12 protein-coding genes and 2 rRNA genes are annotated in these 16,434 nt (G+C 37.2%); 4 read left to right on the top strand and 10 right to left on the bottom strand.

What is annotated here, in order from left to right; all coding sequences use genetic code 11:
* Positions 1-177: 177 nt before the first annotated feature.
* The 3 genes from I6E82_RS19665 to I6E82_RS19655 all read right to left on the bottom strand — a co-directional run bounded on the left by I6E82_RS19665 (position 178) and on the right by I6E82_RS19655 (position 3,375).
* Entirely contained in the window at positions 178-1,506 is a 1,329-nt protein-coding gene (locus I6E82_RS19665) for a hypothetical protein (protein WP_197118524.1), read from the bottom strand.
* Between the two features lie 151 nt (positions 1,507-1,657).
* Positions 1,658-2,110: a hypothetical protein gene (locus tag I6E82_RS19660; protein ID WP_197118523.1), complete on the bottom strand. Its 453-nt coding sequence runs from the start codon at positions 2,108-2,110 to the stop codon at positions 1,658-1,660.
* A gap of 557 nt (positions 2,111-2,667) precedes the next feature.
* Complete coding sequence (locus tag I6E82_RS19655) at positions 2,668-3,375, bottom strand: SDR family oxidoreductase (RefSeq protein WP_197118522.1); 708 nt, start codon at positions 3,373-3,375, stop codon at positions 2,668-2,670.
* Between the two features lie 387 nt (positions 3,376-3,762).
* On the opposite strand from I6E82_RS19655, the gene I6E82_RS19650 reads away from it, so the two are divergent.
* Complete coding sequence (locus I6E82_RS19650) at positions 3,763-5,076, top strand: M20/M25/M40 family metallo-hydrolase (protein ID WP_197118521.1); 1,314 nt, start codon at positions 3,763-3,765, stop codon at positions 5,074-5,076.
* A gap of 64 nt (positions 5,077-5,140) precedes the next feature.
* Here I6E82_RS19650 and I6E82_RS19645 read toward each other — a convergent pair whose 3' ends face one another.
* The 4 genes from I6E82_RS19645 to I6E82_RS19630 form a co-directional block, all read right to left on the bottom strand.
* Positions 5,141-5,938: a response regulator transcription factor gene (locus I6E82_RS19645; protein WP_101216291.1), complete on the bottom strand. Its 798-nt coding sequence runs from the start codon at positions 5,936-5,938 to the stop codon at positions 5,141-5,143.
* 121 nt (positions 5,939-6,059) lie between these two features.
* The gene (locus I6E82_RS19640; RefSeq protein WP_197118520.1) at positions 6,060-6,776 is read right to left on the bottom strand and encodes an SIR2 family NAD-dependent protein deacylase; all 717 of its coding nucleotides are present in this window, start codon (positions 6,774-6,776) and stop codon (positions 6,060-6,062) included.
* Positions 6,773-7,789: a Kelch repeat-containing protein gene (locus I6E82_RS19635; RefSeq protein ID WP_101162889.1), complete on the bottom strand. Its 1,017-nt coding sequence runs from the start codon at positions 7,787-7,789 to the stop codon at positions 6,773-6,775. Before I6E82_RS19635 ends, I6E82_RS19640 begins: the two co-directional genes overlap by 4 nt.
* Positions 7,790-8,233: 444 nt before the next feature.
* The gene (locus tag I6E82_RS19630; protein WP_024592031.1) at positions 8,234-9,112 is read right to left on the bottom strand and encodes a sensor domain-containing diguanylate cyclase; all 879 of its coding nucleotides are present in this window, start codon (positions 9,110-9,112) and stop codon (positions 8,234-8,236) included.
* A gap of 483 nt (positions 9,113-9,595) precedes the next feature.
* On the opposite strand from I6E82_RS19630, the gene I6E82_RS19625 reads away from it, so the two are divergent.
* The 3 genes from I6E82_RS19625 to I6E82_RS19615 are packed head-to-tail and all read left to right on the top strand — an operon-like array spanning position 9,596 to position 14,216.
* Positions 9,596-11,656 (top strand): TonB-dependent receptor plug domain-containing protein, encoded by a 2,061-nt coding sequence (locus I6E82_RS19625; protein WP_197118519.1) that lies wholly within the window; start codon positions 9,596-9,598, stop codon positions 11,654-11,656.
* 9 nt (positions 11,657-11,665) lie between these two features.
* Positions 11,666-12,193 (top strand): YfiR family protein, encoded by a 528-nt coding sequence (locus I6E82_RS19620; protein WP_007586256.1) that lies wholly within the window; start codon positions 11,666-11,668, stop codon positions 12,191-12,193.
* Between the two features lie 4 nt (positions 12,194-12,197).
* Entirely contained in the window at positions 12,198-14,216 is a 2,019-nt protein-coding gene (locus I6E82_RS19615; protein ID WP_024592033.1) for a putative bifunctional diguanylate cyclase/phosphodiesterase, read from the top strand.
* A gap of 93 nt (positions 14,217-14,309) precedes the next feature.
* Here the strand turns inward: I6E82_RS19615 and I6E82_RS19610 are convergent, their stop codons facing one another.
* The 3 genes from I6E82_RS19610 to I6E82_RS19600 all read right to left on the bottom strand — a co-directional run.
* On the bottom strand, positions 14,310-14,945 hold the full coding sequence (locus tag I6E82_RS19610) for a methyltransferase family protein (RefSeq protein ID WP_165735527.1): 636 nt from the start codon (positions 14,943-14,945) through the stop codon (positions 14,310-14,312).
* A 1,139-nt stretch (positions 14,946-16,084) separates the two neighbouring features.
* Positions 16,085-16,199 (bottom strand): 5S ribosomal RNA (gene rrf / locus I6E82_RS19605).
* Between the two features lie 145 nt (positions 16,200-16,344).
* A 23S ribosomal RNA gene (locus I6E82_RS19600) occupies positions 16,345-16,434 on the bottom strand; the annotation flags it as partial.

Below are 16,434 nucleotides of genomic sequence, written 5' to 3'. Positions count from 1 at the left end.
TCAGCAAGCTTGTGACGCATCATGACTGTGAAATGGGATACATGACAATTAAATAAAGGCATCAATTTTGATGTTTAGACATTAGCTCGTCTTGACTTCAAGGGAGCGTCCATATATGTCACTGTAATTCACGCTGGAGCAAAACTAACTGTTTTTTGTCCTTATTGGATCGTCTTGTTAGGTGGTTTCGCCTGTTCCATCAACCATCAATTGGATTAATGATACAGGACTTTGACCGTGGTGCATTACTCTAAGAAATATACCATCCATTAGAACAACTTCCGTTTCACCGTTGCCAATAAAAATTGCTTTACCTTTATGTTTATAAGGCCTGTTACCAGTTTTATCTAAACGTCCACGTTCTTTATTAGTGGCAAAACGAACAGACAAGCCAACTTTTTCACATTCTTTAAGCAAGGATTCTATACATATCGCCATACACACTTGCTTACGCCCAAAAAGCACATCAAATTTATGATTGTCTGGCAAGTTCCGACTGAAAACAGGTAAAGCAAGAGGATTGCGCATGCTATCAATTAATAAGGTTCTCGGACATTCAGGAGTTCCACCTGAATTATCAAACCAAGAATTGAATATTATATGCCCGCCTATACGCATCTCTTCTGAGGCATAGACTCCCAGAAAAACGCAGTTATCTATGACATCGATCGCCCACCCTTTTTTGTCCGCTTCATTTAATGTATTTACTAGTCGCTCATCCCAGTTTTCGATTTCAAAAAACGGTTCGGGTATATTTACTGTTTCTTTTGTATCTGGATCGACGCCCTGACCGGTAGACATAACAGCTGACACATGTGACATCCTACTCGCTTGCCTATACATCCTTTGGAGCTGTTTAACAGCTTTATCACCTTCTTTTTGAGCAAAATAATACAAAGATCTATCACATTGCGATTCCATATAAAACTTCATGAAATCACCAATTTTGGCATTCATTGCACCTTCTTTTACCTCAGCTATCGTGATTCCTTTTTTAGGATCACATATTAATAAATCACCGACTTGTATAAATGATGTTAAATCCGAAATTAGTGATATTGAGCTAGGACTTTTTTCGTCATTATCTTTTGCAGCGAAAACTACTGAATCGAAATTACAATTATATAAATCAGGTTGTTTGGTGGATTTAAAAAATCTTCTCGCATGGCATAGTTGATGTCCTAATAGTTGCCAAGCGATTGCATCAGCAATTCCCCTAAGTAAAAGTTCTTTTGAGAAATCAAATTTATCCTTGCTTTGAACAATCGACACAATTTCATCTTGAGCAGATTTCATTCCTTTGTTTGCGGAGTTATAGAAATCATCCTTAAGTTTTTTGTTGTTTTGTAAGTCATCGACGGTGTTTATTTCATTCCAAAGATGTTCAGACCCTTTACAAGCTTTGGCATATAGATTTTTAGTTAATTCTTCATATTCCGGAGGAAATGATTTAAAGCGAAGTGTTTCAACTACGTCATATTTAACTTTACGATTTTTTTTACCCAAAGTTTCACTCCGAAATTTTATGTGAACAAGACATCACAACCACCTAACGCCGCAAATAAACGGCTAAAAATAGTTGGCTATAATTTGTGAGGCACGAACAAAGCCAACTGTTTTTTGTCCGCCTTTTTTAATTTGCCTTGTTATACACAAATTACACTCCGTTGTTAACTTCTCTCGGAGGTGGCGGTGGAGGTATAACCATTTTGGGTTGTGTTGCATTCAACAACTCTTTTAAATTCAACTGTACCTGCTCTCCACACATAACCATACCTTTTTTGTCTTTTGTCGTGGAGTAACTAAGGGTTATAGTTAGAGCATCTAGTTTTTCAGGTTTAACTTGAAAAATAACTGAGTAGTATCCTTTGTACCCAAAAGCTTCTGAGAAATTTAAACTTGCAACTACAGCGTCTTTAACTCCTAAATAAAACGACGTCAAATAGTACCCTTTAGACATTTCAGGAACAAATACCTGATAACCTATTAGGTTTACGAAATTATAATCTTGCTCCATTTTAGCGAATGGTTCTATTTTAACTGTTTCATCTTTTCCACAAGCTAATAATGAATTAGCCCATAAGAAGCACAGAACAAGAATAACTCTCATAACTTTCCTTTGTGTATAACAATTTAGTCTACGACATTTGTCGCCTAAAAACCGACAAATGTCTTTATATTACAATGACTTTATCCTAGCTATAAAATAAACACCTGTAAACACAAAGCTAGCTTCGCCTTACCTTTTCTAAATGTAGCAAAACCCCAAAACGAGGGAGATCAGTAATATCAGACAAATCGTTGTTTAATTATACAGCTTGATTATTAGTTAAAAGGTTATATTTTAAATATCTGTGTTTAAGCCAATAACGCGTACACTCCATAACCCTTAAACTTGTAACTCGTTATTACTTATAAAATTAGTTAAAAATCGCAATCTACTTTTATTGAATCCTGTGTATTTTTACTTCATATTAAATACTCTTATTTCTCACTTACATACCTAGAGCGCTGCATGAATGGGTTATGGATCTTAAACCGCGTTAACACCCTAAGATGAATCGACATATTTAATAGCCTTAAAACGAAGAGGCTCAGCAGTTTTAAAATTTGCAATTAATAGCTGATTTTACTAGTTATCCACCTCATAGCGTGTTGTTATATATATTAGAACGGTAACTCCTCACCATTAAAACTATAAAGTTTTCCCGTATTATCAATAGATAAATTCAGAATAACGTTTATAACTCCAAGAGCCGAATCTACAACATTTTCACTTGCTGTAGAGCCACCCATATCGGTTTGAACCCAACCGGGGTGAACAGCTACCACAGCCACATTATCATTAACAAGTTCTTGTGATAAGTTCACTACTAGCATATTGGCAGCGGCTTTAGACATTCGATAACCATACCAATCCACACTTTGTTCTAGCGACAAAGATCCCATAGCAGAAGAAATAACGGCTATCTTACATAAGCGTTTTTTATTTATTAAAGGTAAAAAGCAATGAGTTAAATATAGTGGTCCAAGTGAATTCACCTTAAAACACATTTCAGCATTAGCGTAATTAATAGTATGGATACTTGTGTTTTCTCGATCCAAATATCCCGCATTATTTACTATTAAATCTAATTTAATATTTTCCTCATTAAGTTTACTTGCCAACGTCTTAATTTTTTCAGGGCAAGTGATATCCATTAATTCAATAGACAATTTATTTGGAAACTTACCTTTCAATGAAACTAAACCAACCGCCGTTTCTAGATTTCTACAGGTAGCAATTACTGTCCATCCATTTATAAGGTATTGTCTGGCTAATTCGAAACCGATTCCCCTATTAGCACCCGTTATTAATACAACTAAGTTACTCATTGTTTATACCTATAAATCTTACAATTTAGTCTACGTCATTTGTCGCCTAAAAATGACAAATGTTCTTATATTACAATGGTTTTACCCTAGCTATAAAATAAGTATTTGTAAACAGTTAGTTCAGTCTCAACTTTTCTAAATGTAGCAAAAATCCAAAATGGTGGAGGTCAGTAATATCAGGCAAATTGCTGTTTAGTTGCACAGCTTGATTATTAGTTAAAAGATTATATTTTAAATACCTGTGTTTAAACTAATAACGCGTTCACCCTTAAACTTGTAGCTCGTTATTACTTATAAAATTAGTTAAAAATCACAACCTACTCCTATTGAATCCTCTGTATTTTTACTTCATATTAAATATTCTTATTTCTCACTTATTATGCTGTTATGTCATTTTTAAAATTTAGCCATGCACTTATTTTTACCCTTGCGAGTACCCTGTCGCTTACATGCCATGCAGCGCTTGATAAAAACGAGCGTGAAATAGTAAAACAGGTCGATAAAAATATTCCCCAAGCATTGCAAGAAATAGAGCAAGCCGTAAATATTAATAGCGGGTCGCTCAATATTGAAGGTGTAAAAAAAGTAGGCGCGCTGACAAGCGAGCAGCTTAAAGCCATTGGTTTTAAAGTAGAATGGCTGGATGGCAGTGCGTTTAACCGCGCAGGGCATGTATTAGCAACCCATGAGAGTAATGATCCCGATGCAATAAAAATACTGATGATCGGCCATCTAGATACGGTATTTGCCAAAAACGATAACTTTACTACCTACAAACAACTTGATGCCGATACAGCCAGTGGCCCAGGTGTTGCCGATATGAAAGGCGGTAACACGATAATAATTACCGCTCTTAAAAGCTTGCAAGCCCTTAACTTACTCGAAAATGTAAGCATAAAAGTCTTACTGACTGGTGATGAAGAAAGCAGCGGTCGCCCGCTTAGCTTATCTAAACAAGCTATTGTTGATGCAGCAATTTGGGCTGACGTAGCGCTTGGCTATGAAAATGGCGATAACAATATAAAAACTGCTATGGCGGCGCGCCGTGGTTATACCGGTTGGACGCTAAATGTAACGGCAAATGCAGCGCATTCGTCACAAATATTTAGCGAAAGCGTTGGATATGGCGCTATTTACGAAGCATCACGCATTTTAAATGATTTTAGAGAGCAACTTGCCACGCAACCTAATTTAACATTTAACCCAGGGCTTATTGTGGGCGGTACCAATGCCGACTACGACAGTGCTAATTCCTCAGCAACGGCATTTGGTAAAAGTAATGTAATAGCACAAACCGTGCATGTTGCAGGTGATTTACGCGCACTTTCGCCAAAGCAGGTAGAAAGCGCTAAAAGGGTTATGCTACAAATTGTGGCTAAAAACTTAGATGGCAGTAAAGCAGAGCTTATTTTTGAAGACGGTTACCCGCCAATGGCATTAACTGATGGCAATAAAAAGCTATTAGAATTATACAGCGACGCAAGCCACGACTTAGGCTTCAACAAAGTAGTAGCCGCCAATCCACGCAATGCAGGTGCGGCTGATATTTCGTTTGCGGCAAATCATGTTGATATGGCACTTGATGGTTTAGGTTTGATGGGCAGCGGCGCGCACACTAAAAACGAAACAGCCGATTTAACCAGCCTTGATAAAAACATTAAAAAAACTGCATTACTCATTTATAGATTAGGAAAACTGTAATAGTAAATGTATTTTAAAGATGAGCGTAGGCCTAATAATCACCGTCCTACGCTTGTACTTACTTTTAAGACATTATTTTAAACAATAATTCTCGCACTGTGGCTGGTTCAAACGGTTTATCACAAATAGCATCAACTCCCGCTTGAGCTATATTTGCTAGGTGCGTTTCGTTTGCCTCTGAGCTCACCATTAAAATAGGGATATGTGAGTAACTATTTGAGCCTCTAACGGTTTCTGTTAGTTCTCGTCCGTCCATTTCTGGCATATTGTAGTCGGTTACAATTAAGTCAAACGATTGGTTGTTTAAGTGCTCAATAGCTTCTTTACCGTTTACAGCTTCTACCGGGGCAGGTATTCCCATACCCGCAAGTACGCGTATTATGTGTTTACGCGCAAAGCGGCTATCATCTACAACCAGCACTCTTAGTAATGTTACGTCAAAATGATCAAGTTCTACTTCTTCTTCGCTTATAATATCTAAAGTTGCTTTAAGAGCGCGGGTAATGGCTTTTGCGCTGAAAGGCTTAGGCAAAATAGCAAGCACACCTGATTGGCGTAATTGCTCAAGGTATTTTTTATTACGCTCGCTCGATATAAGCATAAAAGGTTGATGCTCGGTGATAGGGTTTGATCTTATTTCTTGCAATAGTGAGTCGGCTGTCCCGTCAGATAAATACATAGAGCTTATAACTAGATCAGGGTGATAACTTGCTAATAAGCTAAGCGCTTGTGTTTGTGTAGATGCAGTTTCAACTTGTTTTACACCACTTTCTAAAAGCGATTTTATTATTATTTTTTGCTGAACCTCTGAAGGCTCTACAAGTAAAATGGACAAGTTTGCTATTGCAGTTAAGTCGCTCATTCAGATCTCTTTAGTATTGTTATAATCAGGATAATAATAACATTTTTGACTCGTTAATATTATATAAAGAGATTGTAATATTTAAGAAAACATTATCAATCCCTTTAAAATATAGCACTTCTTAATTAGATTGAATGTAATCTAATGCATTCATTTTTTTATATGTGACGTTAGCGTGCAAAATATGTGCAGGCTCAGGGTCAACCACTTCAACAGGAATGTCGTAATTTCGGGCTATTTCAATTGCCATTTGCGTAATATTAACGCTAAACGAGGTGCCCATAAATACAATTTTATCGGCGTTGAGCATACGCTGTTGTGCTTCTGTTATTCTGTAAAGCTCGGTGTAGTACTCGTCAAATAATAAAACAAAGGGTTTAAAGGAGTGATTAAGCTCAGGTGCTTGGTTTTGAATATTAAATAGCTCAAAAAGAGACTCTTGCAGGCGGCTTTCTTCTACACTATCCCACGGGGTGGCAAGTGGCGTGACTGGCTCACCTTGCTCATGAAATAAGGTCATTTGATCAAGCCTGCCATGAATAGCAATGTAATTTTTATTACCCGCTTTGCCATCAAGCCCATCTATGTTTTGAGTAATTAGGTTTTTGTCACTTAGCCAATGGTGTACGTCGTTTGGGCCATGGTTGCGATACGCTGCAAAGCGATGGTAATACCATGCTAAAAACTCTTTAGGGGCATTTTGGTACATTGCGCGCGTTGCCATTTCCATAGGCGTATAATTTTTACTGCCTATGGTCCAGTAACCATCCTCCCCTCTAAAGGTGGGAATACCACTGGCTGCGCTGACTCCCGCCCCGGTAATGTAAAGGGTGTTCACTTTGGCGCCTCGTAACCGAGTACGTTAGCGCTTACTTGCTGACTGTTATCAATACCGCCAATTCGATATAAAACACCGCTGTGCTCAAGTAAACCACGATGATCCATGCTCTTTACTTCAACTGGGGATAAAATCTGCCATTCGTTTTTTTCGATACTAAAGCGCCAAACATGATCACTTGCTGATGCAGGTTTGCCGTCGTAGCCTATTGCGCTGTAGTTATATGGGTTATTAGAGCCTGCCATCATATAAATATTGCCATTATAGCTGGTAGCTGCCATTCGATAGTGAGCGGTGCCCGTTGGATGAGGCAACGTACGCCAATCTATTTTTTGTGGATTAGTTGAATCTATTGTGCCTTTTAAACACTGTGCTACACCTGCAAACGAGCGACGCGAATCAGGATTAGCTTGTGTTTTAACGCCATCACAAATAACAATGGTATTATCGCTAATTGCAGCAGCTTGGCCAAATACGGGCTCACCTAAAAATGGCGAGGCTTGTTGCCATGTATTATTTTGCGTGTCGTACACTTGCACTAAGTTTACGTTGCCATCGTTATGCCAACCGCTAATTAGATAAATGTAACGCGCTTTGTAGCTCAGCGCGACGCTATCGTCTACGGGTACTGGCATGCTCGCAAGATGAGTGTAGGTATCTTTTATTACGTCGTACTTATATACGTCGGGGCTTGAAACTTCAGTATGATCCTCTGCTACCGTATAGCCGCCAAACACATAGGCGTACTCGCCTAAACCGACTGCGGTGCTTGCTAAGCGCCCTTTTAGTGGCAAGCTTGAAGGCACACCAGTTTTAGATTGCCACTGTGAATCGCCAACTTTAAGCGCCCACACTTTGTTATGCACTGACGAATGCTGTTTATCGCGCCCCAGCCCCATAAAGCTTAAAAAATAGGTTTGGTTTTGTACTGTAACTTTAGCCACAGCATTATTAGCAACTGGCTCTGGTAAAGCGGGAAGGCTTGCTAACGCAAGAGAAAAAAGAAGGCTCATAAGGCAAATAATTTAATAAGAATTAATACGCTCAGATTAAATTATTTTAACCTTGTGAGCCAGTATTGTTATATCTAAATAATCAAACGCTTTTGATTAGTAACCATATTAGTAGGCAATACTAATATGATTATTAACGTGCGCCGCATTTTGCGCTTCATCAACCATTGCAGTTGCATAATCAGTGACCGATACCTTGCTTTCGCCTGCATCATTAGTAAAAAATGTATTACTGCCGATACGGTAATCGCCTTCATTATCACCTGGATATAATTTGTGGACAGTTTATTTATGACGTAATTATCAGCAAACGGTAGTGCGTGCTTTCATCGACTTTTTAGCGCAGCACTGTCAAACCGATATAAAAAAATATGTCGGCAAGTAAGGCATTGTAGTTAAGGGCGCTGTGACTATTGTTTAAGCTAAGGTGATAGTTCAGCTTAGTTATTGAGGTAAATAGGTTACGTTATCTAAGCCTTGTTGTTTGTTTTTGTACATAGCTTCATCAGCATACTTTATGAGTTCGTGATCTGTTTGGCCGTGCTCGGGGTAATTTGCAATTCCTATACTGGGTGAAATATTTAGTAGTACGTCATCTAACTTAAAGACGGCTTTAAACTCAGTGAGGACTTTATTTTTGATTCTGACGGTTTCGTGGCTAGAACTTAAGTTATCTAAAATAATTAAAAATTCGTCTCCGCCTAAACGCCCTACTGTGTCGTAATGCCTAACCGACGCTGAAAGCCTTTTTGCTATAGCGCATAAAAGCTTATCGCCAATTTCATGTCCGTGAGTATCGTTTACTGCTTTAAAGCCATTTATGTCTATAAACAGCAAAGAAAAAAACGTGTTGTTTCTGGTTGCACTAATAATTACTTTTTCTAATCGATTCATCAATAATGATCGATTTGGTAGGCCAGTTAACACATCGTGCCGTGCCATATAATGGAGTCGATCTTCCATTACTTTACGTTCAGTTATATCGTGCGCGACAGCAATTCTTACTTGATGTTGCTCTGACCAACGAACAGACCATAATATATGAACTACTTGACCATCTTTTCTCATCCAACGGTTTTCAAAGCGAGGGTTCACCGTTTCGCCAGACAATAGCGATGTTACGGCATTATGCGTTTTATAATGATCACCTTCGTAAACATAGTTAATCATTTTTTTGCCTACAACTTCGTCGGCCGTATAACCAAAAATTTGCTCAAATGCTGCGCTTACAAAAACAAATGTGCCTTGTTTATCTACCACACAAACGGCATCAAGCATTAAATCGAGTACTTCTTCTACATTAATTAATTCATTTTTTTCCATACTTTGGTGCCTTCAAAGCAAAACCAAGCGAATTTAAGTATTCTATATACCTTTAATAAAAGCAAAGGTAATTGAAACTACAATAATAGTTAATACAAAGTTAGATTAATCGTGCACGTATAATTAATATCGCCCTTGTAAAAGCATGAAATGCAAAGTTAAATAATCAATAAGCGCAAAATACTTTGAAGTCCTTCAAAAATAGACTAAATTTTAAATAGTATATAATCATATAACTCTCAGTAACTTCTATTTTTTGACTCTTTAATAAATGTAATTGTATAAAATGTATCTACTTTATTTTTTAAATTTTACTGTTTTATTGGCCGAAGTTAAATTTTTTAACTACTACAAAATTAGTTGTTTTGATTTAATCGCATTTATACTTTTACGCTGTTAATGTATGTTAATATTGTGTGATATCACATGTATTACAAAAACAGTAATTGTTTTTGATTTTTTGATTGCGCAGGAGACTTTTGGGTGAAAATATCACAACGTTTATTTTGGCCATTACTTTTTGTGTGCCCTCTTGTAACGGCTGAGCCGTTTGAAGATGAAGACCTCGATCTTGATGCTTTAATGGGTATGGATGTGCAAGCGACTTCTGCGATGAAAAGAGCACAATCAGCATTTGATACCGCTTCATCTATTTATGTATTAAGTAAAGAACAAATTACTAAATCTGGTGCTACATCAGTACCTGAAGCACTAAAAATGGTGCCGGGTTTAATTGTCCGTCAGCTCGATAACAATCAATGGGCTATTTCCTCAAGAGGCATTGCCTCTCGCTTTTCAAGCAAATTATTGGTTATGATTGACGGACAAAGCTTATATACCCCAAAGTTTGCCGCTGTTTATTGGGAAACACTCAACGTTCCTTTGTACGATATTGAACGTATTGAAGTTATACGCGGACAAGGCGGATTACTTTGGGGAAGTAACGCAAATAATGGCGTTATTAATATCATTACTAAAAATAGTATTGATACTCGCGGTGGATACGCAAGTGTAACAACTGGTAATCAAATAAATGTTGATGCAAATCTTCGCTACGGTGGTGATATAAGTAACATAGGCAGCTACCGAGTGTATGGTCATTTAAAAGATGCTAATGGATCAAAAAAAGGGATCTCACTCGATCCTAACGACACAACTAAGCAAAATTCTTTAGGTTTTAGAGCTGACTTTACCCCTAATGATGAGTGGTCAGCACTACTCCAGGGTGATGTAACTCATTCCACACTTGGCCAAAACTACCGAGGTGTTGTCGATGAAACCAACGAAAACATTTCATTTTCAGATGATTTAAAGCGAACAGACACGCGCATAATGGCGCGCCTTGAAAACAGAATGTCGCCAGATGCCAATCAAATGCTACAAATTTCTTGGCTTAAACAAAATGGCTCTCAAAATTATATTAAAGAAGACTTTGAATCGATAGATATTGATTATCAAATGAACTTTATATATCAATCTCTACAGTTAGATTGGGGGTTGAACTACCGATACAATTCTATATCTTTCGCAGAAAGTGTATTTTTAGATAGCGATAAAAACTTTGATAGCCTCAAACAATATGGTGCACTTGTTCAAGCTCAATATAATGTGACTCCTGACACTCTCGACTTTATTATTGGTACTAAGCTTGATCATAACGATTTAACTGGCTGGGAAAATCAACCGTCAGCAAGGCTTATATACAAGCCAGTAGATAACCATCTTACTTGGGGTGCTATATCGCGAAGTGTACGTACACCAACATTGATTGAATTTAACGACAACTTTAAAGTTAATGGTACAGAAATTAAAGATCTTACCGGTTTAAGCTCTGGCTTTGGACAAATAGACGACTATCGAATTGCAACCTACCTAAATGGTAACGACAAAGTTAAATCTGAAAACTATCTATCTTATGAATTAGGCTACCGTTTTACTGCTAACGATTGGTCATTGGATCTTTCTACTTATTATACCGATGCTAATAACGTAGCGGTTATTGATATGAATACGCATGCTGAACAATTCACTCCTATACTTGAATTATTTCTAGCAGGGAGAATCCCAGAAGTATTTCAAGCACTAACAATGACTCGTATAGATTTAGACTTTGCATCTGTAGCAAACACAACCACTAAAGGGTTCGACTTAGTAATATCATGGCAACCAATTGATAATCTCAATACTGAGTTTGGTTACAGTTACACCGACTATAACTACGATTTACCTCCTAGAGTAGAGCCCGCTATCGGGTATGACTCTAAAAACAGGCAGTTATTTGCAAAAGCCGATTATACATTCTCAACTGACCATAACGTATTTGCGACATTACGAGCAGTAAACTCAAATGCATATAATACTGATAATTACACAACGTTAGATGTTAGTTGGAATTGGCAGGCTACTCCTGTGTGGTCTACTGCAGTTTCGGGTAAAAACCTATTTTCAGGTTCACATATTGAGTACAGTAATACGCGCGAAACCTATACATTACCAAACTATATTGATGAATGTATTACGTTTACAATTTCAGCAAATTTCTAAGCTAATTAGATGATTAAATTAAGAAGTCTAATTCACAGAAGCTTGATAGCCTTGGTACTTTTAAGTACCAGCGTTGACGCTGTTGAAAAAGAATACATGCTAAAAGCAGGCTTCTTGTATAACTTTGCACGTTTTGGACACTGGGATTCTCATTTAGAACCCCTTGATCAATTTACTATTTGTAGCCCTGATAAATACTTTATTGATGTGGCTAACACCGCTCTAAAAAATCGCACTATAAAAAAATTACCTTTACATAATAAATTAGTCACTATTGATGAAGTCACTACATCTGCGTGTAACATGCTATTTATCACCTCAGATACATTTGCTCAGTGGCAAAACATAACTCCTTTAGATCTAAAAAATATTATGGTCATTGGTGAAACAGACTCATTTATTGAAAATGGCGGCCATATCAGATTCTTTCTTTCCAGTGGTAAAATTCGCTTTGAAATTGCACCACAACAGCTTAAAGATGCAGGCATTACTATGAGTTCAAAAGTACTACGACTTGCACGCGTTGTAGATAGGTAATGCAATGAAAAAACTATTTGCATTAAATACAATGAGCAAAAAATTATTATTCATCTTAATGAGTGTCGCACTTGTATCAACCGCTACAGTAACCATTGTATTTAGTGCTTATGAAATCACCAGCGCTCAAGAAGAACAAATAGAAAGCCTGGGGTCGCTGTCTAAAATGCTTTCACCCAATATAACTACTGCACTTATGTTTAATGACATAGATGCAGTACAAGAGCTTATAGACCCAATACTTATACGCTCAGATGTTATTAGTATAATGGTAACGAGTATGACTGGTGAACAACTTGTTATTGCTCAAGCCGAAAATGAAGAAATAGAACAAAGCATTGAGGTTAATACCCCCCTTCAGCTCGATATGCATGATTATGGCGTATTAAAAATACGCGCTAACAACAGTTACATTCAAGATAGAATCACTTTTTACTTTAAATTTATAATGATTTTGATGGTCTTTACCTTTGCTATCAGCCTCATTTTATCCCTTTTGCTAAGGCGCCGCTTTTTAAACCCTATTTTATATTTAGCACAAACAGCAAATAAAATAACAACGTCACATGATTATAGCTTACGCGCTAAACAACTATCACAAGATGAAGTAGGACAATTAACCTCTTGTTTTAACGATATGCTATACAACATTGAGCAAAGAGAAAGTTCATTAGAAAACCAAGTTAGGCTTCGTACTAATGAACTTGAAAATGCAAATATTCAGTTGCAACAATATGCTTACCAAGACGGGTTAACCGATTTACCAAATAGACGGTATTTTTACGAGAAACTACAAAGCTTAATAAGTGTTGAAGGAATGAAATTCGCACTTATATTTATAGATTTAGATGGTTTTAAAGAAGTAAACGACAGCCTTGGGCATGACTACGGTGATTTATTATTACACCAGGTAGCAACGAGGCTGCAAAGCTGTATAACAACAAAAGATACAGTAGCACGCTTAGGTGGAGACGAATTTACATTAATTTTAGAGGGTGTAAATAGCCCAGATGAAGCATCAAAAATTGCCGAAGCTGTAAAAAGTAGTTTAATGCAGAGCATTAAAATAAAAAAAGAAACAGTCTATGTTACCGCAAGCATAGGTTTAACGTTTTTCCCTGCTGATGGTTTAACAGTAGAAGAGCTCGTTAGACGTGCTGATCAAGCGATGTATTTATCTAAAAATAAAGGGCGGAATCGCTATGAGTTTTTCTCCTATGCTATCGAAGAAAAAGCCACAGAAAAGCGTCGCCTGATAGAAGAGATACGCACTGCAATTGTTAAAAACCAATTTGAATTATATTACCAACCTATATTTTCAATTGATGGGAAATCAGTACCAAAAGCTGAAGCCCTTATTCGTTGGAACCACCCTGAACGAGGCCTAATAGGCCCCAATGAATTTATACCTGTCGCTGAAAAAAACGGATTAATAAACGACATCGGCCAATGGGTAAAATCTCAAGCAATTCAAGATACCGTCCAATTCAATGTTTTAAGTGAAAAGACAATTCAAGTCAGTGTAAATACATCACCTCTTGAAATTGACCGCGCTGGTTGCTGGGTGGATGAATGGATTGTTGCAAGTAAAAAGTACCAACTACCCGCCAACACTATTTTAATTGAAGTCACTGAAAATACCTTAATGGATCCAGATTCGTCAATACAGCGACAATTAAAACGCTTAAGCACTATTAATATAGACATAGCGATTGACGACTTTGGTGTTGGTTATTCTTCTTTGGCGTATTTACAGCGCTTAGATATAGACATTTTAAAAATAGATCGCTCATTTATAAGCGATATTGAATCAAACGATAATAGTATTGCTCTCGTTAAGGCTATTATCACTATGGCTCACAACCTAGATGTAATGGTGGTAGCGGAAGGTGTTGAAACACAAAAACAGTATGACCTATTAAAGCTGCTTGCTTGCGATTATATTCAAGGCTACATTTTTTCAAAGGCAATTACTAAACAAGAGTTTATGAAAAAGTATATAAAACAAAAAGAAGTGATCTAATTTATGTCTATCGTGCTAGATTTTAGCAAGCCAACACAGAACACTTCTTTACTCTTGCGTTAAAAATTCATGTATTTAAAGCTTAATCCCAAGCTATAACCAGCGAGGGACTAGTTGTTTATACTCTTTATATTGTGTAGAAAAACGATGAGCTAAATGAGCCTCCTCAACTAACGTTTGTCGATATATAGCTGTAAAACCTATAACTAAACAGATCAAACTAAATATACTAGGTAAGGCTAAAAAGAAACCCACCTGTGCAGCTACAACACCTAAATACATCGGATTCCTAGAGTATTCATATAATCCTGATGTTTTAAGCTCATGTGGTCCCTTAGGATCAATTCCTGAACGCCAAAGTGCTGCCATATGAAAATGTACAAACATCGTCAAAATAAAACCTGCACTCAATAAAATATCGCCAAATAATACACCTGGCCAGCCATTGAGAATTGGGAATAGCCCAAGGTAGCTATCTAACTCAGGTACAAACACTCTAATTACACATATAAACCAAATAGCAGCTCTGAAAAACTTAAAAACCATATGGTTCCACCAACTAGTACAAAACTTATCTCCGGGATAAATAACGCCTGATGGTGTGTCTCGATTTTTATAAATAATTCTAAATGTATAAAAGCCCGCAACAAAAGTATAAAAAATAGCTAAGTAAATACGTGTAAATTCAACTAGCGAAGTAGAGTCATCTAAAAATGTTTCATAGGGCATCTAGTTACAGCTCACAATCATTATTGGTAGTAATTTTAAAACAACTAACTCAATAAATTTTAGTTATAAGGTCATGAAATTATATTAGTATTCATTGCCTTCATAAACAAGTTAAGTCAGAGGTTTGTTAACGAGTAATCATTAACTAATACCATTAATTTAAAATAACTTTGATTTATGAGGATCTCATACTTTTTATATAATACCAATCTGCTTATATATTTGAATTGATATTATTCACTCATATTTTTACATTCTATATATGCAAAAAAACGACTATTTCGGTTAGGACTTTCTTTAATTTGAAGCTTTGTACAGTGCAATAGTGCCCTCAGCGTTAGGACGTCACAGTGAAATACTGCACTCGCATTGGCGATGCCACTTTAACTAGTTAAATTAAGTAGATTATTCACTGAGAGACGCTTCGCTCTAGAGAAATACCTGTATCACTTTTCTAAAAATGTAAAAAGCCGACTCTTTTTGAAACGGGCTCTCTAAAATGTGAAGCTTGTGTAATGTCATGGTGCACAGCGGTAGAAAGTCACGTAGCAAATGCTGCTGTATTGGCCGACTGAGATATTGAGGGGTTTTGTTGTGATTTTAGCGTCGGGAGTCGCTACGCTCGCCCTACGTGATGGATGTTGATGTGAGTGTGTGTTAATTGCGCACATTTCACTTTTCTACAGACGTAAAAAAGCCTGAATCTCTAGATTCGGGCGCTCTACAATGTGAAGCTTGTGTAATGTCATAGTGCCCACAGCGGTGGAGGGTCACGTAGCAAATGCTATTGTATTGGCCGACTGAGATATTGAGGCTTTTTGTTGTGATTTTAGCGTCGGGAGTCGCAGCACTCGGCCGCCCTACGTGATAGGTGTTGATGTGAAAGTGTGTTAATTGTGCGTATTTTACTTTTCTGCAAACGTAAAAAAGCCCGAATCGTTAGATTCGGGCTTTCTACAATTTGAAGCCTGGTAATGTCGTAGTGCCCACAGCGGTGGAGAGCCACAGTGAAATGCTACACTATCATCGGTCGAAGCTTTGGTTTCACTACTGAGTTCGGCATGAGCCTTTGGCTATTTACTAAATCCCAGATAGCAAAAAACCCGTCACATTGCTGTAACGGGTTTCTACAATTTGAAGCCTGGTAATGTCCTACTTTCACATAGCAAATGCTACACTATCATCGGCGCTGTTTCGTTTCACTACTGAGTTCGGCATGGAATCAGGTGGGTCCAAAACGCTATTGTCACCAAGCAAATTTGGGCGTTAATCCGTATCGCTACGCACTAACTAAATTTGGAAAATATCTGATAATATTTTTTAAGTCTTTCTAAGTAATATCTACTTTAGTCATATTAACTTCTGTCAAAACTGTCGCATAAAACGCGTTTGGCGTTGTATGGTTAAGCCTCACGGGTAATTAGTACAAGTTAGCTTAATGGCTCACACCACTTCCACATCTTGCCTATCAACGTTGTAGTCTTCAACG

The sequence above is a fragment of the Pseudoalteromonas sp. NZS11 genome, assembly GCF_015864765.1.
Lineage (GTDB): Bacteria > Pseudomonadota > Gammaproteobacteria > Enterobacterales > Alteromonadaceae > Pseudoalteromonas > Pseudoalteromonas arctica.
This window is presented reverse-complemented; position numbering and strand designations above follow the sequence as displayed.

Excerpts from the sequence above, each read along its gene's own strand:
- I6E82_RS19610 (WP_165735527.1), bottom strand. The coding sequence starts at position 14,945 with ATGCCCTATGAAACATTTTTAGATGACTCTACTTCGCTAGTTGAATTT.
- I6E82_RS19630 (WP_024592031.1), bottom strand. The coding sequence starts at position 9,112 with ATGGAAAAAAATGAATTAATTAATGTAGAAGAAGTACTCGATTTAATG.
- I6E82_RS19635 (WP_101162889.1), bottom strand. The coding sequence starts at position 7,789 with ATGAGCCTTCTTTTTTCTCTTGCGTTAGCAAGCCTTCCCGCTTTACCA.
- I6E82_RS19660 (WP_197118523.1), bottom strand. The coding sequence starts at position 2,110 with ATGAGAGTTATTCTTGTTCTGTGCTTCTTATGGGCTAATTCATTATTA.
- I6E82_RS19655 (WP_197118522.1), bottom strand. The coding sequence starts at position 3,375 with ATGAGTAACTTAGTTGTATTAATAACGGGTGCTAATAGGGGAATCGGT.
- I6E82_RS19650 (WP_197118521.1), top strand. The coding sequence starts at position 3,763 with ATGTCATTTTTAAAATTTAGCCATGCACTTATTTTTACCCTTGCGAGT.
- I6E82_RS19615 (WP_024592033.1), top strand. The coding sequence starts at position 12,198 with ATGAAAAAACTATTTGCATTAAATACAATGAGCAAAAAATTATTATTC.
- I6E82_RS19645 (WP_101216291.1), bottom strand. The coding sequence starts at position 5,938 with ATGAGCGACTTAACTGCAATAGCAAACTTGTCCATTTTACTTGTAGAG.
- I6E82_RS19620 (WP_007586256.1), top strand. The coding sequence starts at position 11,666 with ATGATTAAATTAAGAAGTCTAATTCACAGAAGCTTGATAGCCTTGGTA.